This is a genomic window from Halofilum ochraceum (assembly GCF_001614315.2).
Classification (GTDB): domain Bacteria; phylum Pseudomonadota; class Gammaproteobacteria; order XJ16; family Halofilaceae; genus Halofilum; species Halofilum ochraceum.
This window is the reverse complement of the sequence record NZ_LVEG02000001.1, coordinates 377,591-403,029: the sequence shown is the minus strand read 5'-3', so window position 1 is coordinate 403,029 and position 25,439 is coordinate 377,591. Positions and strand designations below refer to the sequence as shown.

26 protein-coding genes and 1 pseudogene are annotated in these 25,439 nt (G+C 66.5%); 10 read left to right on the top strand and 17 right to left on the bottom strand.

From position 1 onward, the window contains the following. Positions 1-87: 87 nt before the first annotated feature. The 3 genes from cobO to A0W70_RS01840 all read left to right on the top strand — a co-directional run bounded on the left by cobO (position 88) and on the right by A0W70_RS01840 (position 2,338). The gene (gene cobO / locus A0W70_RS01850; RefSeq protein ID WP_070987773.1) at positions 88-696 is read left to right on the top strand and encodes a cob(I)yrinic acid a,c-diamide adenosyltransferase; all 609 of its coding nucleotides are present in this window, start codon (positions 88-90) and stop codon (positions 694-696) included. A gap of 13 nt (positions 697-709) precedes the next feature. Further along, positions 710-1,363, top strand: coding sequence for a 5,6-dimethylbenzimidazole synthase (bluB, locus tag A0W70_RS01845; RefSeq protein ID WP_070987772.1), 654 nt, complete (start codon positions 710-712; stop codon positions 1,361-1,363). A 195-nt stretch (positions 1,364-1,558) separates the two neighbouring features. Further along, positions 1,559-2,338, top strand: a complete 780-nt coding sequence (locus tag A0W70_RS01840) for a ferredoxin--NADP reductase (protein WP_070987771.1) — start codon at positions 1,559-1,561, stop codon at positions 2,336-2,338. Between the two features lie 291 nt (positions 2,339-2,629). On the opposite strand, the gene A0W70_RS01835 is transcribed toward A0W70_RS01840, so the two are convergent. The 5 genes from A0W70_RS01835 to A0W70_RS01815 all read right to left on the bottom strand — a co-directional run bounded on the left by A0W70_RS01835 (position 2,630) and on the right by A0W70_RS01815 (position 7,578). Next, complete coding sequence (locus A0W70_RS01835) at positions 2,630-3,505, bottom strand: phospholipase A (protein WP_070987770.1); 876 nt, start codon at positions 3,503-3,505, stop codon at positions 2,630-2,632. Next, positions 3,475-4,347: a cobalamin-binding protein gene (locus tag A0W70_RS01830; RefSeq protein WP_070987769.1), complete on the bottom strand. Its 873-nt coding sequence runs from the start codon at positions 4,345-4,347 to the stop codon at positions 3,475-3,477. Before A0W70_RS01830 ends, A0W70_RS01835 begins: the two co-directional genes overlap by 31 nt. Then, a complete protein-coding gene (gene cobD, locus A0W70_RS01825) occupies positions 4,344-5,351 on the bottom strand; it encodes a threonine-phosphate decarboxylase CobD (protein ID WP_070987767.1) in 1,008 nt (335 codons plus the stop codon). The genes A0W70_RS01830 and cobD overlap by 4 nt, the downstream gene beginning before the upstream one ends. 100 nt (positions 5,352-5,451) lie before the next feature. Beyond that, the gene (gene cbiB, locus A0W70_RS01820; RefSeq protein WP_070987765.1) at positions 5,452-6,369 is read right to left on the bottom strand and encodes an adenosylcobinamide-phosphate synthase CbiB; all 918 of its coding nucleotides are present in this window, start codon (positions 6,367-6,369) and stop codon (positions 5,452-5,454) included. Between the two features lie 354 nt (positions 6,370-6,723). Next, positions 6,724-7,578: a methylated-DNA--[protein]-cysteine S-methyltransferase gene (locus A0W70_RS01815; RefSeq protein WP_217495357.1), complete on the bottom strand. Its 855-nt coding sequence runs from the start codon at positions 7,576-7,578 to the stop codon at positions 6,724-6,726. Between the two features lie 415 nt (positions 7,579-7,993). Here A0W70_RS01815 and A0W70_RS01810 point away from each other — a divergent pair, with 415 nt between their 5' ends. From A0W70_RS01810 to A0W70_RS01800, 3 genes are all read left to right on the top strand, one after another. Then, entirely contained in the window at positions 7,994-8,266 is a 273-nt protein-coding gene (locus A0W70_RS01810; RefSeq protein ID WP_070987760.1) for a hypothetical protein, read from the top strand. A gap of 81 nt (positions 8,267-8,347) precedes the next feature. Further along, on the top strand, positions 8,348-8,845 hold the full coding sequence (locus tag A0W70_RS01805) for a nucleoside deaminase (RefSeq protein WP_070987758.1): 498 nt from the start codon (positions 8,348-8,350) through the stop codon (positions 8,843-8,845). A gap of 191 nt (positions 8,846-9,036) precedes the next feature. Further along, on the top strand, positions 9,037-10,341 hold the full coding sequence (locus tag A0W70_RS01800) for a mechanosensitive ion channel family protein (protein ID WP_070987756.1): 1,305 nt from the start codon (positions 9,037-9,039) through the stop codon (positions 10,339-10,341). Between the two features lie 16 nt (positions 10,342-10,357). Here the strand turns inward: A0W70_RS01800 and A0W70_RS01795 are convergent, their stop codons facing one another. Together A0W70_RS01795 and A0W70_RS01790 are read right to left on the bottom strand one after the other, a co-directional pair. After that, complete coding sequence (locus tag A0W70_RS01795; RefSeq protein ID WP_070987754.1) at positions 10,358-11,299, bottom strand: NAD(P)/FAD-dependent oxidoreductase; 942 nt, start codon at positions 11,297-11,299, stop codon at positions 10,358-10,360. Between the two features lie 103 nt (positions 11,300-11,402). Further along, positions 11,403-11,801, bottom strand: coding sequence for a thiol-disulfide oxidoreductase DCC family protein (locus tag A0W70_RS01790; protein WP_070988261.1), 399 nt, complete (start codon positions 11,799-11,801; stop codon positions 11,403-11,405). Positions 11,802-12,004: 203 nt separating this feature from the next. Between A0W70_RS01790 and A0W70_RS01785 the strand changes: the two genes are divergently transcribed. Next, positions 12,005-12,475, top strand: coding sequence for a CYTH domain-containing protein (locus A0W70_RS01785; protein ID WP_070987752.1), 471 nt, complete (start codon positions 12,005-12,007; stop codon positions 12,473-12,475). A 213-nt stretch (positions 12,476-12,688) separates the two neighbouring features. On the opposite strand, the gene A0W70_RS17105 is transcribed toward A0W70_RS01785, so the two are convergent. The 3 genes and pseudogenes from A0W70_RS17105 to A0W70_RS01775 form a co-directional block, all read right to left on the bottom strand. Next, on the bottom strand, positions 12,689-12,979 hold the full coding sequence (locus A0W70_RS17105) for a cation:proton antiporter regulatory subunit (RefSeq protein WP_425402591.1): 291 nt from the start codon (positions 12,977-12,979) through the stop codon (positions 12,689-12,691). Further along, positions 12,956-13,879 (bottom strand): annotated as a pseudogene (locus A0W70_RS01780) (ATP-grasp domain-containing protein); the annotation flags it as partial. The gene A0W70_RS17105 and the pseudogene A0W70_RS01780, both read right to left, overlap by 24 nt. 200 nt (positions 13,880-14,079) lie before the next feature. Further along, complete coding sequence (locus tag A0W70_RS01775; RefSeq protein ID WP_070987748.1) at positions 14,080-14,454, bottom strand: YajD family HNH nuclease; 375 nt, start codon at positions 14,452-14,454, stop codon at positions 14,080-14,082. Between the two features lie 183 nt (positions 14,455-14,637). On the opposite strand from A0W70_RS01775, the gene A0W70_RS01770 reads away from it, so the two are divergent. Together A0W70_RS01770 and A0W70_RS01765 are read left to right on the top strand one after the other, a co-directional pair. Next, positions 14,638-16,152 carry a cobyric acid synthase gene (locus A0W70_RS01770; RefSeq protein ID WP_075109822.1) on the top strand — a complete coding sequence of 505 codons (1,515 nt, stop codon included), beginning with the start codon at positions 14,638-14,640 and terminating at the stop codon, positions 16,150-16,152. An 84-nt stretch (positions 16,153-16,236) separates the two neighbouring features. Beyond that, complete coding sequence (locus A0W70_RS01765; protein WP_070987744.1) at positions 16,237-17,034, top strand: transglutaminase domain-containing protein; 798 nt, start codon at positions 16,237-16,239, stop codon at positions 17,032-17,034. 19 nt (positions 17,035-17,053) lie between these two features. On the opposite strand, the gene A0W70_RS01760 is transcribed toward A0W70_RS01765, so the two are convergent. Genes A0W70_RS01760 through A0W70_RS01730 form a run of 7 tightly spaced genes read right to left on the bottom strand, consistent with a single transcriptional unit; the run spans position 17,054 to position 22,083 of the window. Next, positions 17,054-17,419, bottom strand: a complete 366-nt coding sequence (locus tag A0W70_RS01760) for a DUF6164 family protein (RefSeq protein ID WP_070987742.1) — start codon at positions 17,417-17,419, stop codon at positions 17,054-17,056. Beyond that, complete coding sequence (locus tag A0W70_RS01755; RefSeq protein ID WP_070987741.1) at positions 17,416-18,057, bottom strand: histidine phosphatase family protein; 642 nt, start codon at positions 18,055-18,057, stop codon at positions 17,416-17,418. Before A0W70_RS01755 ends, A0W70_RS01760 begins: the two co-directional genes overlap by 4 nt. A 7-nt stretch (positions 18,058-18,064) precedes the next feature. Then, a complete protein-coding gene (gene cobT / locus A0W70_RS01750; RefSeq protein WP_425402588.1) occupies positions 18,065-19,117 on the bottom strand; it encodes a nicotinate-nucleotide--dimethylbenzimidazole phosphoribosyltransferase in 1,053 nt (350 codons plus the stop codon). A gap of 36 nt (positions 19,118-19,153) precedes the next feature. Beyond that, on the bottom strand, positions 19,154-19,684 hold the full coding sequence (gene cobU / locus A0W70_RS01745; RefSeq protein WP_070987737.1) for a bifunctional adenosylcobinamide kinase/adenosylcobinamide-phosphate guanylyltransferase: 531 nt from the start codon (positions 19,682-19,684) through the stop codon (positions 19,154-19,156). 21 nt (positions 19,685-19,705) lie between these two features. Next, positions 19,706-20,953 (bottom strand): molybdopterin molybdotransferase MoeA, encoded by a 1,248-nt coding sequence (gene moeA / locus A0W70_RS01740; protein ID WP_070987735.1) that lies wholly within the window; start codon positions 20,951-20,953, stop codon positions 19,706-19,708. After that, the gene (gene mobA / locus A0W70_RS01735; RefSeq protein ID WP_070987733.1) at positions 20,950-21,561 is read right to left on the bottom strand and encodes a molybdenum cofactor guanylyltransferase MobA; all 612 of its coding nucleotides are present in this window, start codon (positions 21,559-21,561) and stop codon (positions 20,950-20,952) included. The genes moeA and mobA overlap by 4 nt, the downstream gene beginning before the upstream one ends. A gap of 24 nt (positions 21,562-21,585) precedes the next feature. Continuing rightward, a complete protein-coding gene (locus A0W70_RS01730; protein WP_070987731.1) occupies positions 21,586-22,083 on the bottom strand; it encodes an Lrp/AsnC ligand binding domain-containing protein in 498 nt (165 codons plus the stop codon). A gap of 119 nt (positions 22,084-22,202) precedes the next feature. Here A0W70_RS01730 and putA point away from each other — a divergent pair, with 119 nt between their 5' ends. Continuing rightward, complete coding sequence (gene putA, locus A0W70_RS01725) at positions 22,203-25,391, top strand: bifunctional proline dehydrogenase/L-glutamate gamma-semialdehyde dehydrogenase PutA (RefSeq protein WP_070987729.1); 3,189 nt, start codon at positions 22,203-22,205, stop codon at positions 25,389-25,391. The last annotated feature ends 48 nt before the right edge of the window (positions 25,392-25,439 follow it).

Sequence of the window (25,439 nt, the reverse complement as noted above, 5' to 3'; positions counted from 1 at the left end):
GAAGTGAAACGGAATCCGGGGACGCCTTCAGAAACACGGTCCGGATTCCGCTGCGCTTCATCCGGGCTACCCGACAGGAGTACGGCAATGGCCGAGCATGAGGAAACCGACGCGGAATACCGCGCACGGATGGAAAAGAAAAAGGCGGCCGTGGACGAGAAGGTCGCGCAGGCGAAGGAGAACCGTGGCATCTTCATCGTGCTCACCGGCGACGGCAAGGGGAAGTCTTCCTCGGCCTTCGGCACCCTCACCCGCGCCATCGGCCACGGCTTCAGGGGCGGCGTCGTCCAGTTCATCAAGGGCACCTGGGACTCCGGCGATCACCGCTTCTTCGGCGAGCACCCGTCCGTCGAATACCACGTGATGGGAACCGGCTTTACCTGGGAGACCCGCGACCGCGAGAAGGACCGGCAGGCCGCCGTGGCCGCGTGGGAGCACGCCGAGAAGCTGCTCGAGGACGAGCACCTGAAGCTGATCGTGCTCGACGAGCTGACCTATGTGATCAAGTACGGCCATATCCCGGTCGAACGCGTGGTCGAAGCACTGCAGTTCCGTCCACGGCACCAGACCGTCATCGTGACCGGCCGCAATGCGCAGGACGAACTGATCGAACTCGCCGACACCGTGAGTGAGGTGCGCAAGGTCAAACACGCCTTCGAACAGGGCATCAAGGCGCAGCCCGGTGTCGAATTCTGAATCCTCGCCGGCGATGCCGGAGCAGCGCTATAGCCAGCCGGAGATCGATGCGCTGTACCGCGTCATCGCCGAACGTCGCGATATGCGTCACTTCCGGCCGGATCCGGTCGAACCGGCGACGCTGACGCGGCTGCTCCAGGCGGCCCATCTCGGACCGAGCGTCGGGTACATGCAGCCCTGGCGTTTCATCCGGATCACCTCCACCGCACTGCGGAACGAACTGCACGCGCTGGTGGAGGGGGAACGCGAACGCACGGCGGATGCGCTTGGCGAAAGACGGAACGAATTCATGCGGCTCAAGGTCGAAGGCATGCGCGATTGCGGCGAACTGCTCGTCGTCGCACTCTGCGACGGTCGCGAACGCCACGTATTCGGTCGCCGGACGATGCCGGAGATGGACCTGGCCTCGGCGGCCTGCGCCATCCAGAACCTGTGGCTGGCCGCACGTGCGGAAGGCCTGGGGATGGGCTGGGTCTCGCTGTTCGATCCGAGCGCCGTGGCTGAGCTGCTCGCGATGCCGCCCGGGGCGAAGCCGATCGCGATCCTGTGCCTCGGTCATGTGGACGGGTTCTACGACCGCCCCATGCTGGAGCGCGAGGACTGGGCCCAGCGGATCCCGCTGGATAACCTCGTCGGCGAGGACGGCTGGCCGAAGGCCGGCGACTGATCCGGATCAACGCCGGGGCGGCGGTCTGTTGTAAAATCGGCGGCCGCTGTGCCGGGACGACCGGGCCGGCAACCAAACGTACATCCAGAGCGGGTTCGCGCCCGACTCCGCAATCCAGCAGACAGACACACGGACTACACCGCTTCCGGTCTATCGCCGATGACCGGAGCAATGTAGCGGAGGCCTAGACGAGCAATGGCAGCGAATTACGCAGCGGAAACCGTCACCAGCGTATATCACTGGAACGACAAGCTGTTCAGCTTCCGCACCACACGCGACCCCGGTTTCCGGTTCCGCAACGGCGAATTCGTCATGCTGGGCCTCGAGGGCGAGCGCAAACCGGTCGTCCGGGCCTACAGCATCGCCAGCACGAACTACGAAGAGGAACTCGAATTCCTCAGCATCAAGGTGCCGGACGGGCAGTTGACCTCGCGCCTGCAGCGCGTGCAGCCGGGCGATCAGGTTCTCGTCAGCCGCAAGCCGACCGGCACGCTCGTCCTCGACGACCTGCGCCCGGGGCGGCGTCTGTTCCTGATCGCGACGGGTACCGGGCTCGCACCGTTCCTCAGCCTGATCAAGGATTTCGATACCTACGAGCAGTTCGACGAGGTGATCCTGTTCCACGGTGTCCGTCACGTGAGTGAGCTCGCCTATCGCGAATACATCACCGAAACGCTCCCGAACGACGAGATCTTCGGCGAGATGGTGCGCGGACAGCTGCGCTACTACCCCACCGTGACGCGCGAGGAATTCCCCCATCGCGGCCGGGTGACCGACCTCATCCGCAGCGGCCGGCTGTTCGAGGACCTCGGTATCGACCCGCTGGATCCGGCCACCGACCGGGCAATGGTCTGCGGCAATCCGGCCATGCTCAGCGACACCTGCAGCCTGCTCGATGCCAACGGCATGAGCATCAGCCCACGCCGCGGCGAGCAGGGGGATTATGTGATTGAGCGGGCGTTTGTGGAGCGGTAGAGAAAGGACTTAGGGTCAAAGGCCAAGGGCCAAGGGCCAAGGGCCAAGGAGTACAGGCTCGGCTGGACGCCGGCGATACGCAACAGGTCGAGGCGGATTCCATCGGCAACGTTCGATGCTGTCGCGAGCGGGTCGCTCGACATGTTGGGTTTCCTTCGTCAACCCAACCTACGTGCTATGCGCACCGGAGCGCTTGTTCCACTGCGCACATTCGAATAGCGCTCAACCGAGCCGATCGAATACGCGCATCCAATACGCCCTTGGCCCTCGTCCCTCGTCCCTCGTCCCTCATCAATTCAGCAATGCAAACCCGATCCCGATTCGCGTTCGGTTCTCACGGAACGTCTCCAGACTCTCCCCGTAACCGCTGAACAACTGCAGATACCAGTAGCCGCTACCCGCGCCGGTCGGCCAGGCGTAGTCCAGGCGCAGCGCCCCGTGGTGGTCCGAGAACGAGTACCGGCTGGTCGCGGACAGCCGCTCCCCGTCTTCGAACGTGTACTCGAGCTGCAGCTGGTGATGGCCATAGTAGTCGACGATATCGGGGTTATCGTCGCCATCCGGATCGTCCTGCGTCGACGGATCGCCTTCCGGTACCCGCGACCAAAGCTTGAGGGACCCCTTCCACGCCTGCTGATCAAACCATGCGCGCAGGTAGGTCCGATCCCAGCTCCGCGACTCGGGCAGGTCCTCGCCGTTGGACTCGTGCTCGTAGCCGATGTCGAGCCCGAGCCAGTCCGGCCGCAGGCGCCCGGGTCGGAAGCGGTACCATACTTCCGGGTTGTAGTTGGTCTCGCGGAACGGACGTGAGTTCTCGTCATCCAGCCAGCGCAGATAGGCCGTCTGGGTATAGGCCACGTAGACCGGTGTCTGCGCCACCTGATACTGAAAACTCAGCTGGAACTTGAACTCCGCATCCGCGGACTCATCCGCGTCATCGCTCCAGGTCAACGGCAGGGCATAGTTCGGCTTGTACAGCGACAGCCCCCTGGGCAGCGTAAGCGTCTCCAGTTCCGGGTCCGCACTCGCGGCCTCGCGTTCGTCTTCCGCAGCCGCCGCCGGGCCTGGGGGCGTGACGAGGATCGCGCATGCGAGGAGACCGATAAGTCCCGGCAGGCTGAACCCTGAGCGCGCTCCTACCCGCGCGCCTCGACCAATTGTTCGCACAAGCGCTCCATACCGATGAGGATGCGTGGGGTGTGTCGCTGGAGATACTGCGGCGGAATGAAATAGAGATTCCCGTTGGCCACCGCGCGCAACTCCGACCACTGCTTCCAGTTGTCGAGCCATTCCGGGCGTTCCTCACCCATACCGCTGGCAACAATGACCTGCGGATCGCGCATGACCACAGCCTCCGTACTGACGCGGGGCGCGATCTTCGGCAGGTCGCGGAACACGTTGGTCCCCCCGCAGCCGCGGATGACGTCGCTGATCAGGTGGTCGTCATTGATCGTCATCAGCGGGTTGTTCCAGATCTGGTAGAACACCTCAATGGGTTCGCGGTCGGCATACCGTGCGCGCAGCCCCGCCAGACGCTCGCGATACGCGCGTGCCGCTTCGCGGGCCGTATCGGCGGTTCCGGCGAGCGTACCGAATCGCTCCAGGCTCCCGGCGATCGTGGAGAGCTCCCGCGGCTCACTGATGTACAGCGTCAGTCCGAGGTCCTGGAGGCGCTGGATCTGCGCCTGGGCATTGCCGCTCTCCCAGCCGATGACCAGATCCGGATCGAGATCGAGAATCCGCTCGATGTTGATTCGATCGTAGCCACCAATCCGCGGTATGTCTTCCGCCGCCGGCGGATAATCGCTGTGATTGACGGTCGCGACGATGCGGTCGCCGGCACCCGCCTCGAACAGCGTCTCGGTGACGTGCGGCGCGAGGCTCACGATCCGCTCGGCCGGATCATCGAGGCGCACGGTGCGACCGGTATCGTCCGTCACCTCGATACCGGCCATGGCCGGGCTTGCCACGGCGATCAGCAGCGCGCCAAACAGGGTGCGTAGCGTCATGCGCGACTCGTGACCTCGGCCATGACATCGGCGAGTACGGTTTCCAGACGTCGCCAGTCCGCCTCATCCGCGGGCAGACCGAAACGCAGACCGTCCTGCCGATCAAGCAGTCGCACGAGGATCCCCTGTTGCGCCAACGCTTCGTGGATGGCCGCGGCATGCGGCGTAAGCACCGTCCGGAACAGCGGCGTACCGACCACGCGCCGCCCGAAATGACGCGCAAGCAGTTCGCCGAGGCGCTCGCCCTCGCCCTGCAACCGGCTACGCATGGCGGACTGCCAGGCACGGTCGCCGAGGGCGTTGCGGGTGAGCCAGCGGGCGGGCCCGTTGACCGACCACGGTCCGAGCGCCTCTTCCAGGGGCTGCAGCAGGTCATCCGGGCCCAGCGCAAAGCCGATCCGCATGCCGGCCAGGCCAAAGAACTTGCCGATGGAGCGCAGAATCAACAGGCCGGGTAACGGTGCCTGCGGCGCCAGGCTGTATTGGGGGGTGGTGTCGACAAAGGCCTCGTCGACGATCATCCAGCCGCCCCGGCTCGCGATCCGGGTGCGCCACTCGAGCAGCGTCTCCGGCTCGAAGTACGTGCCATCCGGATTATTCGGGTTGATCACCACGAGCACGTCGAACGCCGTGCCGGCGCCGCCGGAGAGCTGCGGCGAAGACAGTGGTACGACATCGTGACCGGCACGCGCCCACGCGGCGGCATGCTCGGAATAACCAGGATCGATCACCGCCACGCGTGAGCGGCCACGCAGCCACGGCAGCATCGCGAGCGCGGATTGCGAACCCGGTACCGGCAGGGTGGCATCGCTGCCGTAATAGGCCGCGGCGTTTTCCACCAGGCCGTCATGCGGGTCGGGGAGTTGGTACCAGGTCGCCGGCGGCGGTGTCGGTGCCTCCCAGGGGTGAGGATTGATCCCGGTCGACAGATCAAGCCAGTCCTGCTCCGGGCGGCCCATCGCCCGGACCATCTCGCCGAGATTGCCGCCATGTCTACGCCGCATTACTCACTACCTCAGTCACCGCGCGACGGCCCGACGCCGCGCGAATACGCGCTCTGCCTCTGACGACACGCGCCCGGGCGGACGGAGCCGCACCCCGCATCTACGAAAACCACCAGCCGACGATACAGGCAATGCCCGTCCAGACCAGCGCGCCGTTGATGACAAGACCGGTGGCCCGTCCGATCGCGGCCACATCCGGGCGCCGACCGACTCCGAACCGGGGCCGCCATGTCCGCCGGCCATGATATACGCCCGGACCGCCGACACGCACGCCCAACGCCCCGGCGCCCGCGGCCATCACGACACCGGCATTGGGGCTGTCCGTGCGCCCACCCTGCACCCGGGCACAACGCAGCGCCCGCAGCGGCGCGCGGCCCACCAGACCGTAGGTGAGCGCGGTCAGTCGCGCCGCCGGCCAGTTCATCAGGTCATCCAGCCGCGCCGCGGTCCAGCCGAACGCGGCCAGACGCGCCGTGCGATACCCCCACATGGCGTCCAGGGTATTGACGAGGCGATAGGCCAACGCCCCTGGCGCGCCGGCGACCGCGAACCAGAACAACGTACCGAACACGGCATCATTGCCGTTCTCCAGCACCGATTCGATCGTGGCCGCCGCCACCCCGCGGCGGTCGAGCGCGCGGACATCGCGACTCACCATCATGCCCACGGCGGCACGGGCCGAATCGATATCGTCGGCGTCGAGTGCACGCTGTACCCGACGCGCATGTTTGCCGAGACTGCGCAGCCCCAGCGCCAGGTAGAGCACGAGCACCTCGAAGGCCCAGCCGTGGGGTGCGGCCGCGAGCCACGCAGCGGCCACGACCAGCGGCGCCACCAGCAGCAGGAGTCCGAGCCCCCCGAGCAGGCGGCGCAGGAAAGCGGGGAAATAACGGCGATTCAGCGTGCGCTCCGTGCGCGCGGCCAGCACACCGAATCCGACGAGCGGGTGACCACGGCGCATCTCGCCGAGCAGGGCATCGGCGAACAGTGCCGCCGCGATCACGAGACCGGTCTGCATCCAGTGTCCTTTAACGCAAGTTCGTCGATCTTTCTCGGCGAGGCATCGTGGCGACTGGCAAGGCGCGCCGACGACTCATAGCGCCTCGTATGGCGAGGAGGCGCAACGCCGCCAGGCGCCTCGAGGCCCGGCGAAAAGACGACGAACCTGCGTTAGAGGGCACTTGGGCACGCCCCGCATTCAAAGGGAGCGCATGATACCAGCGCGCTCTGGCCCGCGGGCGCACCGGGAACGGCAGACACGAATGCCGGTGCGACGGCCCCGTAATCGCCCGGCGGCCTCGCGGGGCTCGGGGCTTACGGCGCAAATTTATGGCACGGGCTTACGGCGCGCTGCCGTGTTTCGATGGGCCGATCACTCCTCGTTGCCCCGACCCGCCGCTTCACGTTCCAGCAACGCCCGTTTGCGCGCCAGACCCCAGCGATAGCCGCCCAGTCCCCCGTCACCACGGATGACCCGGTGGCAGGGGATCACCACTGCCAGACGATTGGCGGCACAGGCCCCGGCCACCGCCCTTACGGCCGCGGGCCGGCCGATCGCGGCCGCCACGTCCGAATAACTGCGGGTCTCGCCGGCCGGGATCCGTTGCAGATATTCCCAGACCAGCGTCTGAAACGCGGTGCCGCGGACATCCAGCGGCAGATCACGCCCGTCCGGCGCACCATCCAGGCGCGAACGCAGACCGGCCATCCAGGCATCGAACGCGGCATCCGTGCTCGCCGGCATCGGTGACAGCGACGCCGCCGGATACTCCGCCGCCAGTCGATCGCGCATCGCCGCCTCGTCTTCCCCGAATTGTACGAAGCACAAACCGCGATCCGTGGCCGCCATCATCAACAGCCCCAACGGCGTCGAGACGGTCGCGTACGAAATCTCCAGCCCCGCCCCGCCGACCCGATACTGCCCCGGCGTCATGCCCAACCGCTCCGTGGCCTGTTCATAGACGCGACTCGCCGAACCGAATCCGGCGTCACAGATCGCATCGGTCACCGTCTCCCCCTCGCGCAGCAATTCCCGCAGGGCGCGTAACCGGCACATGCGCGCGTACTGCTTCGGGGAGACACCGGTAATGGCCTTGAAGCGCCGCTGCAGATAGCCCGGGCTCAGATGCACCCGCTCCCCGAGTGCCGCGAGCGTCAGGGATGCATCCGGGTGCGCCTCGATATACGCACACAGTTCGCGGATACGGGTCCGGGTTGAATCCCCCATCGATACCTCCCGATCTGCCGCCGCGTGCCGTATCTCCTCACTCATACCGCCTCCGGCAAAACCGACTCACCCCGGAATCCTGCCCGATCCGCGAACCGGTCACTATCCGATTCCTGCTCATCGCCTGATGGTAGCCGGTGTTTCTCTCCGGTTGGTCGACCGTTCAATCGGGGAACCGACAGGATTCGTCTCGATATAACCAGCCGCGCGCCGCCGCACTGCCGGTTTACCGATTGCACCCGCCCGGCCCACGGCCACGGGCATCCCGGCGGGATCCCCGTCTCTGGATCGGGCAGGCCCGGCGATGTAGGGTCGCGGTCAATGATCGAGAACCGCCCTGCCGCACGGTGACCGGACCGTCGCTTGCCGGGTGACCGGCAGCCGTTGCGCGGCAGCGTGAAGAGGGAGAGTCGGGATGGACGAGAACGAGGCCGCACAGCTGCGCAAGGCGGTGCTGGACGCGGTGGAGAAGCAGATCACGGACGGCGAGCCGCCAGAGACCGCGGAGACACTCGAACGACTCGTAGGCGAAGGCTATCCGCGCAATGAAGCCGTGTTGATGATCGGGCATGTCCTCGCGGTGGAAATGTTCGGGATCATGAAGGAGGAACGCGGGTTCGATCACGCCGGTTATGCCCGCGCGCTTTCCAGGCTGCCGCAACTGCCGGGCGATTCGCCTATCCGGTAGTCCATGATCGGGCCCCTGACGCACATCACCGGGATAGATTCATAGCGCCCGTCGCAAGACATCCCGGACGGAGGTAACCGGATGAACGAACAGGACCGTGCGCATCTGCAGCGCTGTATCGAACTGGCGACCGAGGCCCTGAACGCCGGCGACGCCCCGTTCGGTTCCGTTCTGGTCGATGGCGACGGCAATCGGCTCGCCGAAGACCGCAACCGCGCCGTCACGGACAACGTGACTCACCATCCCGAGTTCGAACTCGCGCGCTGGGCCGCACGGAATCTCGATCCGGCTGCCTGCGCTGCGGCGACGGTCTATACCTCGGGCGAGCACTGCCCCATGTGCGCGGCGGCACATGCGATGGCCGGATTGGGGCGGATCGTCTATATCATGTCATCGCGCCAGTTCGCGGAACGTCTGGCGGAATTCGGGCACCCGCCGGGCGCAGTACGCGATCTGTCCGTCCAGGAGATAGCGCCCGGGATCGATGTCGTCGGCCCGGTCACCGAACTGGTGCCGAGCGTGCTGGAACTCTACCAACGCCGATACGGACACGGCGAAACAACGCCGGATGCCTCATGAACGGCCGGCCCTGGCGGGAGTCCGGTATACTGGCCGCCTGAACCTCCAGGCAGCAGCATGGCCCTGCGCGCGGACGGGCCCGCCATCGAACGCCTTTCAGAACACCACGCGAGCGCCGCGCACGCGTTGAATGCCGTGCGTTGAATCGGGCGGAACAGCTCCACCGCCTCGCTTATCCAACGAGCCAACTTATGAAAGAACAACTGACCCGCTGGCTGGAAGCCGCAGGACTGCCGCACTCGGACCCGATGTACCTGCTGATCGTCCTCGCGCTCATCGCGCTGACCTCCCTGCTCGTGCATTGGCTACTGCACCGGATCGCCCTGCCGGTGCTCGACCGGCAAGTATCGCCGGTCGATCCCGACGAGTCGGTCGACGCGCCGCCGTCCGCCGCCCGGCGCTGGAAAAACGCATTATTCGCCCACCACATCTTCACGCGTCTGAGTCTGACCTTTCAGGGTGTCCTCGTGTACACGCTCGCGCGGATCCTGCTCGATACGGACACGGCGGCACTGCCGGTCATCGAGGTCCTCAGCCACCTCTGGATCATCCTGTTCGCGCTGCTAGCCGTGTTCTCGATACTCGATGCGCTCGGCGATATGACCGCATCGATGAAACTCGCCTCGCGGTTGCCGCTGCGGGGGATATTCCAGGGGGTCAAACTGCTGGGCGCGATCGTCGCCTTGATCCTCGCCATCGCCCTGTTGATCGGCAAATCGCCACTGATCCTGTTCAGCGGGCTGGGCGCGATGACCGCCATCCTGCTGCTGATTTTCAAGGACCCGATCCTGGGCCTGGTGGCCGGTATCCAGCTCTCGGCGAACGACATGCTCCGGGTCGGCGACTGGCTCGAGATGCCGAAATATGGCGCCGATGGCGACGTGCTCGACATCAACCTCACGACGGTCAAGGTCCGCAACTGGGACAAGACCATCACCTCGATCCCCAGCTATGCGTTGATCTCCGACTCGTTCAAGAACTGGCGGAACATCGAGCAGGTCCATGGTCGACGCATCAAGCGTGCGATCCACATCGACGCGACCAGCGTTCGCTTCACCACCGATGAGGATCTGGCCCGACTCCGCAAGTCACGGCTGCTGACCGACTATATCGAGCAGAAAGTCGTGGAGATCGAGGCCTACAATCAAGAGCAGGGCATCGATCCCAGTTCTCCCATGAACGGCCGGCATCTCACCAACCTGGGCATATTCCGCGCCTACCTCGTCGCCTCCCTCGCCGCCAGCGAGCATATCAACCACGACCTGACCTACATGGTGCGGCAGCTCGAACCGGGCACGGACGGCATCCCGCTGGAGATCTACGGCTTCGCCAACCAGACGAGCTGGGTACCCTATGAAGGCATCCAGTCCGACATCTTCGACCATGTATTCGCCGTGATCTCCGAGTTCGGCCTGCGCCTGCACCAGAGCCCGACCGGACATGACATCCGACAGCTCGGGGAGAGCCTGGCTGGGACAAGCGCGGTGCAACCGTAACGCCCAGTGATCCGGGTTATCGCTCCAGGATATCCGCCGCAATGGCACGACCGCTCGACCAGGCGGCCTCGACGCGTGGCCCGATACACCAGTCGCCGCCCGCATGCAGTGTTCCGCAGGGACTCCGCAGAAACGGCTCCCCCAGCGCAGCGGTGACTTTCGCGAAACGCCAGCGGTGGCCCGCCGCATACAGAACCTGATCGGGTCGCGCTGCAATCTGATCGAGCAGCTCCGGCAACAGGTGCTCGACCATCTCCTGCGGCTGCAACTCCAGATGCTCGGCGCTCCACTCCGGTGTGGCATGCGCGACCCAGGCCGTCCCGTTTTCGGTCGAACGACCGGGCTTGCTGCTGTCCTGCGCGATCCATCCGAGCGCTGCCGAGGCATCGGCCCTTGCGCTGAATGGGCGCGGCGCCCGGGCATCGATCGCGGCCATGAGTGTCAGACACGGTGCAAGGTGAACCCTTGCCAGTTCGACTGCCAGCGGATGATCCTCGCCGAGGAGGCGCCCGAGCTGCGGTGCGGGCGCCGTCACCACGACCCGATCGAAATACTCGGCCGCCTCGTTGGAGACGACCCGCCACTGCGAACCGTGCGGCTGGATCGAACTCACCTCGCGTTGCTGGCGGATATCGAGCCCCTGCGCGAGCGAGCGGGCGATCGCCCCCATATCCGGCGTCCCCACCCAGCGAGCGGCCGGGCTTTCGTCTGCCCAACGCGCCGCCTCGCCGTGCGCCTCCAATGACACCAGAAAATCACCGAACGCCGTCCCCTGCGCGGTGACGAACTGTGCACCGTGATCGAACTGCCAGCCGTTGCGGCTGACCCGCGTCGCCAGCCGGCCACCGACTGCGCGCCCCTTGTCCAGTACGACCGGCGATAGCCCGGCCGCTGCAAGGTGTCGGGCGCACGCCAGGCCGGCCACACCAGAGCCGATCACCGCCACGCGTGTACTCATGCCCCTGCTCCGTCCACCACCGACCGCAAGGACCGTAAACCGATACGGCGGGTCACGCGAGTCTCACGTCGGCTGGCCGCGACCGCCTGCCGCCGCGGCAGGATCAATGGTCCACACCCGGGCGCCGCCGGTAGAGTCTCTGGAGTCGGGGTCGTACACGCAGGAACAGCCGGTACACGACTTCCCCGATCCAGACGAAGGGTGGAACGGCGACGACATGTCCCAGAATCCGCCAGCCGCCCGGCGATGCCTTCCATAGTTCGGCGAATGCGCGGGCGCCGGAACGGACGCGGCCTTCGGCGTCCGTGACGTGGAATCGCGCCAGTGCGTCGGCCCGGCAGACACCCGCGGGCGCTTCAGCGTCAGCGGTCAGATCGTGAAAGCGCGCCCGGGTCCCGATCCGTCGATAGAAATCCATCTCCGCCCGGCATAACGGACATGCACCGTCATAATAGATATCACAACCGGGGTGTGGGGACGGCGTGACGGCGTTGCGATTCATCCTGATGAGGTCCCATGGATCGTTTTCTGCGAATGACGCCGGGTCACTGACGTTTCCACCCTCGTTCGCGCTCCGGTTGATTCGGGTTTCGATCGTTTTTTGCGTACCGCGGTTCTCCGCCCATAACATCACTCTTCCAATGAACAGCGCACCCGTGGGCGTTGCCGCCCGGCCGGGTCAGGGGCCGCGAACAGGGATTAACGATGGGCACCGAAATCGAGCGCAAATTCCTGGTGACCGCCGGCAACTGGCGCGATGACGCCATCAGCAGGACCAATATGCGCCAGGGCTTTCTGAGCACGGAACCGGCCCGTACGGTTCGCGTGCGCCTGACCGACGGCGCAGCGGAGTTGACGATCAAGGGGATTACAGTCGACGCCCAGCGGGCCGAATACGAGTATTCGATCCCGCCCACCGATGCCGCCGAGATGCTCGACGGGCTCTGCCAGCCCGGCCTGATTGAGAAAACCCGGTATCGGGTACCGCACGCCGGCCACATCTGGGAGGTCGACGAGTTCCAGGGCGCGAACACCGGACTGATCGTCGCCGAGATCGAACTCGAACACGCCGACGAGGCATTCGCGTTACCCGGCTGGATCGGCGAAGAGGTAACCGGTAATCCGCGCTACTACAACGCCAGTCTGGTGAACCAACCCTACTCGGGCTGGGAGTGAGGACGCCGATGATGATCGCGTGTTCTGCCGGCGAACGATCCCGATAGACATTCTTGAGCCATTGATCTGTCGGGCTGGAAGCCCGACCTACGGATTCGCTCCAGGGAACGTCGAGTGAAAACCATCAGTGCGGCCCGTAGACCATTACGCGTCGTCAGTGTGGTCAACGATCCCCGCCGCGTGACAAAGGTCTTGCGCGCCGCACAAACCGGTTCAGGTACCGACCTCGGTATCGAGCGTCTTGACCTCGGGCCGCCGGCGTCGACGGGCCTTGACCGGCACCATTCGGCGCATGGATTCGAGTTTGCCGTAGCAAAGCAGCTTGTCGCCGCCCTCCAGTACGCGCTCATATTTGGGATTGGGGATGACCTTGCTCCCCCGATAGAGCGTGAGTACGTTGATATCCTGCTCCGAAAGTTTCGTCTCGGTGACCGTGAGGCCGACGAAATTCGATCCTTCAGGGATGTAGATTTCGCTGACGCCGTACCCTTTGCTGACCGTCAATCGCTGGCGAATATCGATCTCGGGGAAATCGACCTGCGCGGCGATGTACTCGATCACGGCGCCGGCGATGTCGAGCTGCGTGCAGTTCTCGATACCCTCGAGCCCCGGCGACGAATTCACCTCCATGATCTGGGGCCCGGTCTTGCCTTCAAGCATGTCCACACCGGCGACGCGAAGCCCCATGATCTGCGCGGCCCTGACTGCCGTCTCGGCATATTCGTCGGGCAGTTCGACCGCCTCGGCAACACCCCCACGATGGACGTTGCTGCGGAATTCCTGACCCTGCGCGACCCGGCGCATCGCTGCCACGACCCGGTCACCGACGACGAACGCCCGGATATCCTTGCCCTTGCTCTCGGCCACGAACTTCTGGATCAACACGTTCTGTTTCTGGCTCTGCAACAGCTCGACGATCGATTCCGCCGCCTTGACCGATTCGGCCAGCAGCACCCCGATCCCCTGGGTTCCCTCGATCAGTTTGATGATGACCGGTGCACCGCCCACCCGATCGATCGCCGGGAGCACATCGCGCTTGTCGCGCACGAAGGTGGTTCGCGGGATACCGACATGATGGCGACTGAGAAGCTGCAGGCTGCGCAGCTTATCGCGCGAGTTCAGGATGCCGTGCGCCGGGTTGGCGCAGAACACGTCCATCTGCTGGAACTGCCTGACCACGGCCGTGCCGTAGTAGGTAATCGACGCCCCGATGCGCGGCAACACCGCGTCGTAGTGGGTCAACGGCTTCTGGCGGAAGTACAGATCGGGATCGCCGCCCTGCAGATCGATCGCGAACTTCAGCGTATTCAGCACCTTGACGTCATAGCCGCGTTGCAACGCGGCCTCTTTGAGGCGGCGTGTGCTGTAGGAGTTCGGGCCGCACGAGAGAATGGCGAGTTTCATCGAATGGGGTCTCCGCGCCGTGGTCCCGGCACGTTTGAGGGGGGGGGGCAGAGCCCAGTCCGGACTCACTGGAAATCGATTATAGCAGTCGGCCGGAAACAAGAACCGCCGACGCGCGGCGCCGGCCTGGAGCGCCGCCCCATAGAACTCTCGATCAACAAAAACCCCTGGGAGTCTGTCCGGGAAACCCGGACAGACTCCTAGTCCTGCTCCCCATCACCCTCCAGCAACGACTTCAGCCCAGCGAACGGCGAGTGGGTAGCCGCCTGACGCTTCTCTTCCGAAACCTCAGAATAATTCTGGGCCTCGAGCTCTCGCTGGTGTTCGTTGTCGTGACAGTAGATGCAGAGCAGCTCCCAATTGCTGCCGTCCGGCGGGTTGTTGTGATGGTCATGGTCACGATGGTGGACGGTAAGCTCCCGCACGTTGGCCCGCGTAAACTCCCGCGCGCAGCGCCCGCAGACCCACGGGAACAGTTTCAACGCACGTTCACGGTAGCCCTGACTGCGCTCATCGGCCGCGCGACGGGCCTCACCGACAATCCGGTCGAGCTTTGCCGTGTCGATTTTTTTCATGTTTGCCCCCGATGTCTCAGCATAACGGAAAGTTACAACGGGCAGCTTCAGATGCAACCCAAAATTACAGGGTGCTCCAGGCTGTACGGCGACGCGTGTAGCCCTTAAACCTCCGTTCCGGTAGGCTCCGCGCGCGCACCGAAACGTCTGGAGACCGCCGTGCCCAGCCCCGCCGTGACCTTGATGATCCAGGGCACCACCTCGGATGCCGGCAAGAGCGCCGTGGTCACCGGGCTGTGCCGCCTGCTCGCGCGGCACGGTATCCGCGTGGCGCCGTTCAAGCCGCAGAACATGGCGCTCAACAGTGCCGTCGCGTCCGACGGCGGCGAGATCGGGCGTGCCCAGGCGGTGCAGGCGCGGGCGGCCGGTATCGAACCGGTCACCGACATGAATCCCGTACTGCTGAAGCCGACCGGCGACCGCAACGCCCAGGTGATCGTCAACGGTTATCCGGCGGCGGATCTCGACGCCCGCGATTACCACGCCTACAAACGGATCGCCCGCGCGGCCACGCTGGAGGCGCATGCGCGGCTGGCGGCGGCGTATGACGTGGTGCTGGTCGAGGGCGCCGGGAGCCCGGCGGAGATCAACCTGCGCGAGAACGATATCGCCAACATGGGTTTCGCCGAGGCGGTCGACTGTCCGGTGATCCTCGTCGGCGATATCGATCGGGGCGGCGTGTTCGCGCAGTTCGTCGGCACCCTGGCGCTACTGTCGGCCAGCGAGCAGGCGCGCTTGAGCGGTTTCCTGGTCAACCGCTTCCGGGGCGACGTGTCTTTGCTGCAGCCCGGACTGGACTGGCTGGAGGGTCATACGGGCAAGAAGGTGTACGGCGTGCTCCCGTACCTGCACGGCCTGTATCTCGAGGCGGAGGATTCGCTGTCGCGCGATGTGGCGCCGGCGGAGGCCGGTACCGATCCCGACGCGACGTTGCGGGTGATCGTTCCGGCCACGCCGCGGATCAGCAATCACACGGACTTCGATCCGCTGCGGCTGCACCCGCAGGTCGATTTCCGCTACATTGGTCCCGGCGATGCGATTCCGCCCTGCGATCTGGTCGTACTCCCCGGCTCCAAGAACACCCGCGGCGATCTGGACTGGCTGCGCGAGCGCGGCTGGGCCGCGTATCTGCAGCGCCATCTGCGCTACGGGGGTCGGGTAATCGGCATCTGCGGCGGATTCCAGATGCTCGGACACGCCGTGCACGACCCGGAAGGGGTCGAGGGCAGCCCGGGCTCGACGCCGGGTTTCGGTCTGCTCGACATCGAGACGACGCTGGCGCCGGACAAGCAGCTGCGTCGGGTCAGCGGCCGGCTGGCGTTCGTGGACGCACCGGTAAGCGGTTACGAGATCCACGCCGGGGTCACCCGCGGCGAGGGCCTCGCGGGGGCGGTCGCGGACCTGCCGCATGGCCCGGACGGCGCACGCTCGGCGGATGAGTGCGTGCTCGGGACCTATCTGCACGGGCTGTTCGACGAATCCACCGCGCGCGACGCGCTGCTGCACTGGGCCGGCCTTGCGGTGAGCGCCGCCGCGCCGGATTACGAGCGGATGCGCGAGGAAGGCTTCGACCGGCTCGCCGACGCCTGCGCCGAAGCGATCGACCGCTCGGCACTCGCCGCGCTGCTGGGGCCGGCCGGCGAAGCCCTGTGCGCGCCCGAAGGTTCCGCCACGGAGACTACGGATAGCCGCGGTTGACGCGGACCGCTACCCTAGTGGGCCTTCACCATTTTCCCACGGTCGCGACCCGGCCCTGCACGAAACGGAGTCACCGCCATCGACATCTGGCTCGAAACCCAATGCGAGATCACCTTCGACAACGGCATGAACGCGCCGATGGTCCTCGTGCTGCGACCGCAGAGCAACGCGTATCAATGGGTGGCCGAGAACCACTTCCACCTCGATCCGATCGTGACGGTCAGCGAGTATGTCGATCCCTACGGCAACCGCGGCCAGCGCCTGACCGCGCCCGCCGGCCCGTTCCGCATACGCACGCAGTCGACGGTACTGACGGCGGGGGCCGCTGACCGGGCCCCCGGCGCGCCGTTCGTCCTGATCCAGGATCTCCCGCCGGAGGTCCTGACCTACCTGCTGCCCAGCCGCTACTGCGAATCCGACCGGCTCGGGCCGGACGCGCAGCGGATCGTCGGCAATGCACGGCCGGGTTATGACCAAGTGGCGCGGATCGTCGAGTGGGTACAGCAGGAGGTCGCGTACGTGCCGGGTTCAAGCAACACGCTGGTCTCGGCCATGGAGGTGAAGGCGCGTGGAGCCGGTGTGTGTCGCGACCTGACCCATCTGGCGATCTCGCTGTGCCGCAGCATCAGCATCCCGGCGCGCATGGTGGTGGGCTACCTCGAAGGCCTGGAACCGATGGATCTGCACGCCTGGTTCGAGGCGTTCGTCGGTGGGCGCTGGTATACCTTTGATCCGGTTCAGGCGCATCTCGGCGGCGGACGGGTCATGCTGGCGCTGGGACGCGACGCCACGGACGTGCCGATCTTCAATCAGTTCGGCCCGCCGGTGATCCCGCGCTCGATCGACGTCGCCGTGCGCCGCACCGCCACGCGGGACGGCTGATCCGCGCGGGTAAACAACCTCACTCGGCGAGCCAGAAGAACGGCCGGATACTGAAGTACAGCAATACGCCGACGATCAGCAGGTAGAGGATCACGCGCGCCGGGTTGCGCTGAACCATCTCCGCGAACGTGTCCTGCGTGCCGTTGCGGCGCCGTTCGGCCTCGGCCTCCCGGGCCGCTTCGAGCCGTCGCGCCTGGTAGTCATCCAGCAGACGGCGCACCCGCTCGTAGTCCGCCTCGTCGCGCAGCCAGATGCCGCCCATGCTGATACCCCAGCGGTTGGGCGGTGTTTCGTAATAGTCCACCGCGTGCTCATCGAGCAGTTCACGGACCTCGGCGGCCTCATCCTCGGGCACGCCGCGCAGGTTCATCAGCAGTCGTGTCACGAACCCTCCTCGCGGTTGCCGGGTATCGGCGCCGTCCGGCCATGGAATACAAGCGAGCGGCTGCGCGGATACGGCGGATCGTCGTACACGCGGATCCGGCTCATGGCCGCGTGCGGCCACTCCAGGGCCGCGTGCGGATTGCCCGGCACCCCAAGGGTATCGGCCACCAGCTGACGCAGCACACCGCCATGGCCCACGATCAGGATACGGCCGCCGGCGGTGCCCGCGATAAGGTCTGCCCACGCGGCCCGTACCCGCGCCCGAAATACGGCCGCCGTCTCACCATTCGGGGGCGCCGCTCGATCGGGATCGCCAAAGAACGCCGCCAGTGCATCGCCTTGCTCGGCCCAGAGCGAGTCGAACGGCTGCCCGTCCCAGTCGCCGAAATCATACTCGAGCAGACGCGGGTCGACGGACACCGACAGCCCAGTCTCCGCCGCGAGCGCATCGGCGAACGCCCGACAGCGCGCCAGCGGCGAGCTCGCGATCCGATCCCAGTCGCGGCGGCCGCCAACCGCGGCGTGCAGTTCGCTCCAGCCGGTCGCGCTCAGCGAGTCGTCGGTGCGTGCACCGCGCAGCCGGGCGCCGCCCTCGGGCTCACCGTGGCGCAGCAGATCGACGACGGTCTCGGTCACCATGACGCCCTCAGCCCTGCGAGACCCCGGCCTCGCTGAACGTGGCCATGCCGGCATGCACCGCGCAGGCCGAACGCAGGATGGGCACGGCCACGGCCGCCCCGCTGCCCTCGCCCAGCCGCATGCCGAGATCGAGGATCGGCTCGAGTTCCAGCTCGGCGAGGATGCGGTCATGGCCGGGTTCCGCGGAACGGTGCGTGGCGATCAGCCAGCGACCGACGGCGGGGACCTCGCGGACCGCGACGAGCGCCGCGACGCTGGTGATGAAGCCGTCCACCAGCACGGGCAGGCCCTGCTGCGCGCTGGCGATGAATGCCCCCGCCAGCGCCGCGATCTCGAATCCGCCCAGCGCGGCCAGGATATCCAACGCGTCGGCGGTCGACGCGTGGTGCTCGAGCGCCCGCTCGATCACCTGGACCTTGTGGGCCACTCCGGAGGTGTCGAGCCCGGTACCGGACCCCGCGAGCGTCGCTGGCGCCGCACCGAGCAGCGCACAGGCCACGGCAGTCGCGGCGGTCGTATTGGCGATTCCCATTTCGCCGCCGAGGAATGCCTGGGCGCCGCCCTCCGCGGCCTCCGTGGCGACGCGCCGGCCGGCATCGAGCGCGGCCCGGCACTGCGCCACGCTCATTGCGGGCCCGGTGCAGAAGTTGGCGGTGCCGGCCGCGATCCGCACGCGCTGGACGCCGGCGAGTTCGCCGTCGTCATGCGCGGTGCCCATATCGATGACGTCGAGTTCCGCGCCGAGGCCGCGCGCCAGCACGCTGATCGCGGCGCCTCCGCGGGCGAAGTTGCGGACCATTTCCAGCGTCACGGCCTGGGGAAACGCGGATACACCTTCGGCGGCGACGCCGTGATCGGCGGCGAAGATCGCGATATGGACACGATCGAGGATCGGGCAGTCGACGCCCTGCATCCCCGCCAGATCGGTGGCGATCCATTCCAGCCGGCCCAGCGAGCCCGGCGGCTTGGTCAGCTCGGCCTGGCGTGCGGCGGCGGCAGCAGCGGCCGCTTCATCCGGCGCCGGTACGGGTGCCCGCCACCACGGTTCAGTCTCCATCACGGAATCTCCAACAGGGCATCGGCATGAGGGACCGAATCAGCGTTCCACGCGGGCACCGGCCGGTGCTTTCAGGGTCAACGGGAGGCCCGCGGCGACCAACGTGACGCGCTCGCAGAGGCCGGCGGCCGTCTGGTTCAGCCAGCCCGCCTCGTCACGGAAACGGCGGGCGAGCGCGTTGTCCGGCACGATCCCGAGTCCGACCTCATTGCTCACCAGCACGATCGTACCCGGCAGCCGGGGCAGGCGAGCGAGCAGATCCGCGCGTTCCCGTGCGAGCGCATCGGCGTCGTCGATCAGATTGCCGAGCCACAGCGTCAGGCAATCGACCAGCAGCAGTCGATCGTCGCCCGCTTCGCGATCCAGGGTGGCCGCCAGAGTGACGGGCGCCTCCACGGTGCGCCAGTGATCCGGGCGCCGGTCACGATGCTGCCGAATGCGGTCGACCATCTCGTCGTCGTGCGCCTCGGCCGTAGCGACATAGGTCACGTCGAGACCGCTTTCCCGGGCGCGGGTCTCGGCCAGCGCGCTCTTGCCCGAACGCGCCCCGCCCAGGATCAGTTCACGCATGGTGCGGGCCGGTCCGGCCGTTCATACCAGCCCCTCGAACGGCTGGACATCGACCCATTCCCCGGCGCCCACGCCCTCGCTGTCGGCCGGCAGGACGACAAAGCAGTCCGCCCGGCTCATCGAACTGAGGCGGCCCGAACCCTGAGGGCCGACCGGCTCGACGTCGGTGGTCCCGTCATCCGCGATCACGAGGCGCGCCCGCTGGAACTCCGTCCGGCCGGGCTTTTTCGGGAAGTCGGCGGCGGTGCGCGCGCGCAAAGTCGGCGTGCGCCGATAGCCGGCGCCGGAGAGCGCCCGCAGCGCCGGCTGGACGAATTGGTAAAAGGTGACCATCGCGGACACGGGATTGCCCGGCAGGCCGAACATCAGCGCCCGGCCAAAGAATCCGAAGTTCAATGGCCGACCGGGCTTCATGGTCAGCTGCCAGAAGCCCACATCGCCGTGTTCGCGCAGCACGACCGCGACGTGATCCGCTTCCCCTACCGAGACGCCGCCGGTGGTCACGATCGCGTCGTTCTCGGCCGCCGCCGCCAGCAACGACGCCTCGACCGCCGCGCGGTCATCCGGGAGATGGCCCCGGTCGTCGATCTCCATGCCGAGGCGCGTCAGCATGCCCCAGACGGTGTATCGGTTGCTGTCGTACAGTCCGCCCGGCTTGAGTTCCTGCCCGGGCTCGTAGAGTTCGTCGCCGGTCGCGAACAGGGCGACCCGCGGGCGCCGGCGGACGGCGACTTCGGTCAGCCCGAGCGATGCGATGACGCCCAGTTCGGCCGGGCGGATCGCGGTGCCGGCGGTGAGCGCCACGCCACCCGCAGGCAGATCCTCGCCCGCGGCGCGGACGTTGCTGCCGGCCTCGCCCCCACGGATCGTGATCGTATCCCCGTCGGCCGTGGTCCGCTCCTGCATCACGACCGTATCCGCGCCGGCCGGGACCGGTGCACCGGTCATGATGCGCGCGCACTCTCCAGCGCCGATCGTGCGCTCAAGCGGATGACCGGCCCACGCGGTACCGACCATACGCAGGCTGGCCGCGCCATCGGCGTCCAGATCCGCGCCGCGCAGCGCATAGCCGTCCATTGCCGCGTTGGTGTCCGGCGGGATATTGAGCGGCGCGTGCAGATCCTCGGCCAGCACCCGGCCCAGCGCCGCGCGCAGCCCCACGCGTTCGATCGCCTCGATCGGCTCGATCGCGGCGGCGATGCGCCGGTGCGCACTGTCGATATCGAGTGCCCCGGGGCGATGCGGATCGTCACAACTCGGTGCGCTCATTGATTGCGCTCCCGCGCGGCGAGCCGATCGGCGGCTGCGTCGCGCTCATCCGGCGTATTGATGTTGATGAAGGTCTCCGGGACGTCGCTGAAGTCGGCGTCGGCGATCGTATGCTCCTCGTACCACGCATCGATCTTGCGCCCGCCCTGCTCCAGCCAGGCCCGCAGGTCCGGTGCCAGATCGGTGCGCAGCAGCATGAACACGGGCTGACGCCGCTCGCCGTCATGCGCGACCACGATCTCGGCCCCATCCCGCTCAAGCGCGACCCGCATGCGGGCGACCATATCCGCGGGGATGAACGGCGAGTCGCAGGGCAGCGTCGCCACCAGCGGCGTCGACGCCGCCTCCAGGCCGGCCAGCACCCCGGCCAGCGGACCCAGAAAGCCCTCCAGTGGGTCGCGTACGACGGCCGCGCCGAGCGCGCTGTATTCGTCCTCATGACGATTCGCGTTGATCAGCAGCGCATCCACTTGAGGGGCGAGCGCGGCCAGCACGTGGGCCGCGAGGGGGCGGCCGGCGAGATCGATCAGGCCCTTGTCGCGACCGCCCATGCGGGTGGCGCGGCCGCCGGCCAGCAGCAGTCCGGTCACTTCATGTCCGGGGCTCATGCGAAAGTTTCCATCGTGTCCCCGTCAGTCCCGGATTTCGATTTCGGTCGTCTCCTTGATCTCTTCCATGACCACGTAGGTGTGGGTCTCGCGCACTCCGGGCGCGGCGGTCAGCCCCTCGCCGAGGAAGTGGCGGTACGCCTGCATATCCGGAACCCGCACCTTGACCAGGTAGTCGAAACCGCCAGCGACCATGTGGCACTCCTGCACCTCGGGTCGATTGATGATCGCCTCTTTGAAGCGATCAAAGACCTCGGGGGTGGTGCGATCGAGCGTGACTTCGACATACAGCAGCAGCGATGCCTCGATCCGCTGGGGATCCAGGATGGCCACGTAGTCGCGTATGAAACCGGCCTGCTCCAGCCGCCGTACCCGCTCGAGGCAGGGCGTGGCGCTGAGGTTCACGCGCCGCGCGAGTTCGACATTGGAGATGCGCCCGTTAGACTGGAGTTCACGCAGGATGCGCTTGTCGGTACGGTCGAGTCGGTGGTCGGATGATTTGCGTGGAGCGCGTTTCGACATTGTTCCGACCAGTGATTTCAGGCTGTATCAGGATATTATATTGTACGCTGTCCCAGAACAGCAAAACATGCGACCGCGAGTCCCCTATATTTTCGCGAAATGTGGCAGAGGTGAGCAAGATGATTTTCGAGCAGCCCCCCAGCAAGCCGGACCCGCTGCGCGCGGAAGTGCAGCGACATTACCGCATGGACGAGGAGGCCTGCGTCGATGCACTGCTCGGACAACTGGAACTGCCGCGCGAACAGCACGATGAAATCGAAGCGCACGCGCGACGTCTGGTCGAGGCCGTTCGCGCCGGTCGGATCGGCAAAGGCGGCATCGACGCCTTCATGCTCGAATACGAACTCTCGAGCGAGGAAGGGATCGCGCTGATGTGCCTCGCCGAGGCGCTGCTGCGGGTGCCCGACTCGGAGACGGTCGACAAACTGATTCGGGACAAACTCGGCAGCGGCGACTGGGAGGAACACCTCGGCCACTCGAACTCGCCGTTCGTCAACGCCTCCACCTGGGGCCTGATGCTGACCGGGCGGGTCATCAAGTTCGGTACCGGCAAGGAACGGAATCTGCGCAGCGTTCTGGGCCGCCTGGTCTCACGCAGCGGCGAACCGTTTATCCGACAGGCGGTCCGCCAGGCGATGAACATCATGGGCCGGCAATTCGTGCTCGGCCGTGATATCGATGAGGCGCAGAAGCGCGCCCGAAGCATGGAGAAGATCGGTTATCGGTACTCCTACGATATGCTCGGCGAGGGGGCCCGCACCGAGGCCGACGCCAAACGCTATTACGATTCGTATGCCAACGCGATCCGCCGCATCGGCGCCCAGGTCGGCGAACGCGGCCTGCTCGACGCCCCGGGGATCTCGGTCAAGCTGACCGCGCTGCATCCGCGTTTCGAATTCGCCCAGGCCGACCAGATCCAGGCGAAGCTCCTGCCGCGCACGAAGGAACTGGCGCTGATGGCAAAGGAGTACAACATCGGCTTCAACATCGATGCCGAAGAGGCCGAACGCCTGGAACCGACGCTCGATATCCTCGAGGCATTGGCGACCGACCCGGATCTGTCCGGCTGGGACGGCCTCGGCATCGCCATCCAGGCCTATCAGAAACGCAACCTGCCCCTGATCGACTGGCTGGCCGAACTCGGACGGCGGGCACGCCGCCGGTTCCTGGTGCGCCTGGTCAAGGGCGCGTACTGGGATACCGAGATCAAGCTCGCCCAGGAGAGAGGGCTCGAGGACTACCCGGTATTCACGCGCAAATCGAACACGGACGTCTCCTACCTCGCCTGTGCCCGGCGCCTGCTGGCGAACCGTGACGTATTCTATCCGCAGTTCGCGACCCACAACGCCCATACGGTGGCCGCGGTCTGCTCCTTCGCCGGTGACCGCGACGGTTTCGAGTTCCAGCGCCTGCACGGGATGGGCGAAGCCCTGTACAACCAGGTCATCGGCGAGGACGGCCTCGGCATCCCCGTGCGGATTTACGCCCCCGTCGGCAGCCACGAAGAACTCCTGCCCTATCTCGTCCGGCGACTGCTGGAAAACGGCGCCAACAGTTCCTTCGTCAATCGCCTGGTCGATGATCGTGCGCCGATCGATGAGATCGTCCGCGATCCGATCGACTGGGTACGCTCCCTGGCGAGCAAGCGCCATGGCCGCATCCCGCTGCCCAGGGATCTGCTCGGCGATGAACGGGTGAACTCGCGTGGCGTCGATCTCTCCGACATCAATGTCCTGCGCGAGATCGATGCCGGCATGGACGCGGCGGCGAAAGACGGCTGGCACTGCGCGCCGATCATCGGCGGCAAGGTGGAACTCGGAGAGGCCCAGCCCGTCCTCGATCCATCGGACCATCGCCGCCAGGTCGGTACGCTGGTCAACGCCACGGCCGAGCAGTGCGACAAGGCGATGTCGATCGCCGGCAAGGCGCAACCGGGCTGGGACGCGACGCCGGCGACCGACCGTGCCGCCATGCTCGATCGCACGGCCGATATCCTCGAGCGCGATCTGGCCCGGTTCATGGCCATCGCCTCGCGCGAGGCCGGCAAGAACCTGATCGACGGGGTCGCCGAGGTGCGCGAGGCGGCCGACTTCTGCCGCTACTATGCCGCCCGTGCGCGGGCCGATTTCGACGGTCCCACCCGACTCCCGGGGCCCACCGGTGAACTGAACCAGATCGAACTGCATGGCCGCGGCGTGTTCGTGTGCATCAGCCCGTGGAACTTCCCGCTGGCGATTTTCACGGGCCAGATCGCCGCGGCCCTCGTGGCGGGCAACAGCGTCATCGCGAAGCCGGCGGAACAGACACCGCTGATGGCCTTCGCGGCCGTTCAGGCGTTTCATGAGGCCGGCGTTCCCGGCAACGTACTGCACCTGATCCCCGGCCGCGGCGAGGACGTCGGGCCACCGCTGATCAATCACCAGGCGCTGGCCGGTGTCGCCTTCACCGGGGGCACCGACACGGCCAAACTGATCAATCAGCAGCTCGCCAACCGCCCGGGGGCGATCCTGCCGCTGATCGCCGAAACCGGGGGCCAGAATGCGATGCTGGTCGATTCCTCCGCCCTGCCCGAACAGGTCGTCAGCGACATCATCGAGTCGGCCTTCCAGAGCGCCGGTCAGCGCTGTTCGGCGCTGCGGGTGCTGTTCATCCAGACCGATATCGCGGACAAGGTCCTGAACATGCTGGCCGGCGCGATGGAAGAACTGCGCATCGGCGATCCGGCACTCATCCACCACGACATCGGGCCGGTCATCGACGAGGATTCGCGCGATATGCTCGAGGCCCACGCCGCCCGCATGGAGCGCGAGGGACGCGTGATCGCCAGCGCAAGGCTGGAGCCGGGCACCGAGAACGGCACGTTCTTCACGCCGCGCGCCTACGAACTCGACAGCCTGTCACAACTCGAACGGGAGGTCTTCGGCCCGATCCTGCACGTCGTGCGATTCCGCGAGAGCGAGCTCGATCAGGTGATCGACAACGTCAACGCGACCGGCTACGGCCTGACGCTGGGCATCCACTCGCGGATCGAAGAGACCATCGAGTACATCCACGAGCGTCTGAAGGTCGGCAATACCTACGTCAATCGCGACCAGATCGGCGCCATGGTCGGGCAGCAACCCTTCGGCGGCGAGGGCCTGTCCGGTACCGGCCCCAAGGCCGGCGGACCGCGCTATCTGTATCGCTTCGCCACGGAGCGGGCGCTTTGCATCGATACGACCGCCCAGGGCGGCAATGCCGCACTGATGTCGCTCGACGAACTCGATATGGAAGAAGAGACGGAGGCCCCGCAGAAAGGCCTGGGTTGATCCAGACACGCGGGATCGAGCTCACGGCACGTACGGTGACCTGACGGT

Excerpts from the sequence above, each read along its gene's own strand:
- cobO (WP_070987773.1), top strand. The coding sequence starts at position 88 with ATGGCCGAGCATGAGGAAACCGACGCGGAATACCGCGCACGGATGGAA.
- bluB (WP_070987772.1), top strand. The coding sequence starts at position 710 with ATGCCGGAGCAGCGCTATAGCCAGCCGGAGATCGATGCGCTGTACCGC.
- A0W70_RS01840 (WP_070987771.1), top strand. The coding sequence starts at position 1,559 with ATGGCAGCGAATTACGCAGCGGAAACCGTCACCAGCGTATATCACTGG.
- A0W70_RS01830 (WP_070987769.1), bottom strand. The coding sequence starts at position 4,347 with ATGACGCTACGCACCCTGTTTGGCGCGCTGCTGATCGCCGTGGCAAGC.
- cobD (WP_070987767.1), bottom strand. The coding sequence starts at position 5,351 with ATGCGGCGTAGACATGGCGGCAATCTCGGCGAGATGGTCCGGGCGATG.
- cbiB (WP_070987765.1), bottom strand. The coding sequence starts at position 6,369 with ATGCAGACCGGTCTCGTGATCGCGGCGGCACTGTTCGCCGATGCCCTG.
- A0W70_RS01815 (WP_217495357.1), bottom strand. The coding sequence starts at position 7,578 with ATGGGGGATTCAACCCGGACCCGTATCCGCGAACTGTGTGCGTATATC.
- A0W70_RS01810 (WP_070987760.1), top strand. The coding sequence starts at position 7,994 with ATGGACGAGAACGAGGCCGCACAGCTGCGCAAGGCGGTGCTGGACGCG.
- A0W70_RS01805 (WP_070987758.1), top strand. The coding sequence starts at position 8,348 with ATGAACGAACAGGACCGTGCGCATCTGCAGCGCTGTATCGAACTGGCG.
- A0W70_RS01800 (WP_070987756.1), top strand. The coding sequence starts at position 9,037 with ATGAAAGAACAACTGACCCGCTGGCTGGAAGCCGCAGGACTGCCGCAC.
- A0W70_RS01795 (WP_070987754.1), bottom strand. The coding sequence starts at position 11,299 with ATGAGTACACGCGTGGCGGTGATCGGCTCTGGTGTGGCCGGCCTGGCG.
- A0W70_RS01790 (WP_070988261.1), bottom strand. The coding sequence starts at position 11,801 with ATGAATCGCAACGCCGTCACGCCGTCCCCACACCCCGGTTGTGATATC.
- A0W70_RS01785 (WP_070987752.1), top strand. The coding sequence starts at position 12,005 with ATGGGCACCGAAATCGAGCGCAAATTCCTGGTGACCGCCGGCAACTGG.
- A0W70_RS01775 (WP_070987748.1), bottom strand. The coding sequence starts at position 14,454 with ATGAAAAAAATCGACACGGCAAAGCTCGACCGGATTGTCGGTGAGGCC.
- A0W70_RS01770 (WP_075109822.1), top strand. The coding sequence starts at position 14,638 with ATGATCCAGGGCACCACCTCGGATGCCGGCAAGAGCGCCGTGGTCACC.
- A0W70_RS01755 (WP_070987741.1), bottom strand. The coding sequence starts at position 18,057 with ATGGTGACCGAGACCGTCGTCGATCTGCTGCGCCACGGTGAGCCCGAG.
- cobU (WP_070987737.1), bottom strand. The coding sequence starts at position 19,684 with ATGCGTGAACTGATCCTGGGCGGGGCGCGTTCGGGCAAGAGCGCGCTG.
- moeA (WP_070987735.1), bottom strand. The coding sequence starts at position 20,953 with ATGAGCGCACCGAGTTGTGACGATCCGCATCGCCCCGGGGCACTCGAT.
- mobA (WP_070987733.1), bottom strand. The coding sequence starts at position 21,561 with ATGAGCCCCGGACATGAAGTGACCGGACTGCTGCTGGCCGGCGGCCGC.
- A0W70_RS01730 (WP_070987731.1), bottom strand. The coding sequence starts at position 22,083 with ATGTCGAAACGCGCTCCACGCAAATCATCCGACCACCGACTCGACCGT.
- putA (WP_070987729.1), top strand. The coding sequence starts at position 22,203 with ATGATTTTCGAGCAGCCCCCCAGCAAGCCGGACCCGCTGCGCGCGGAA.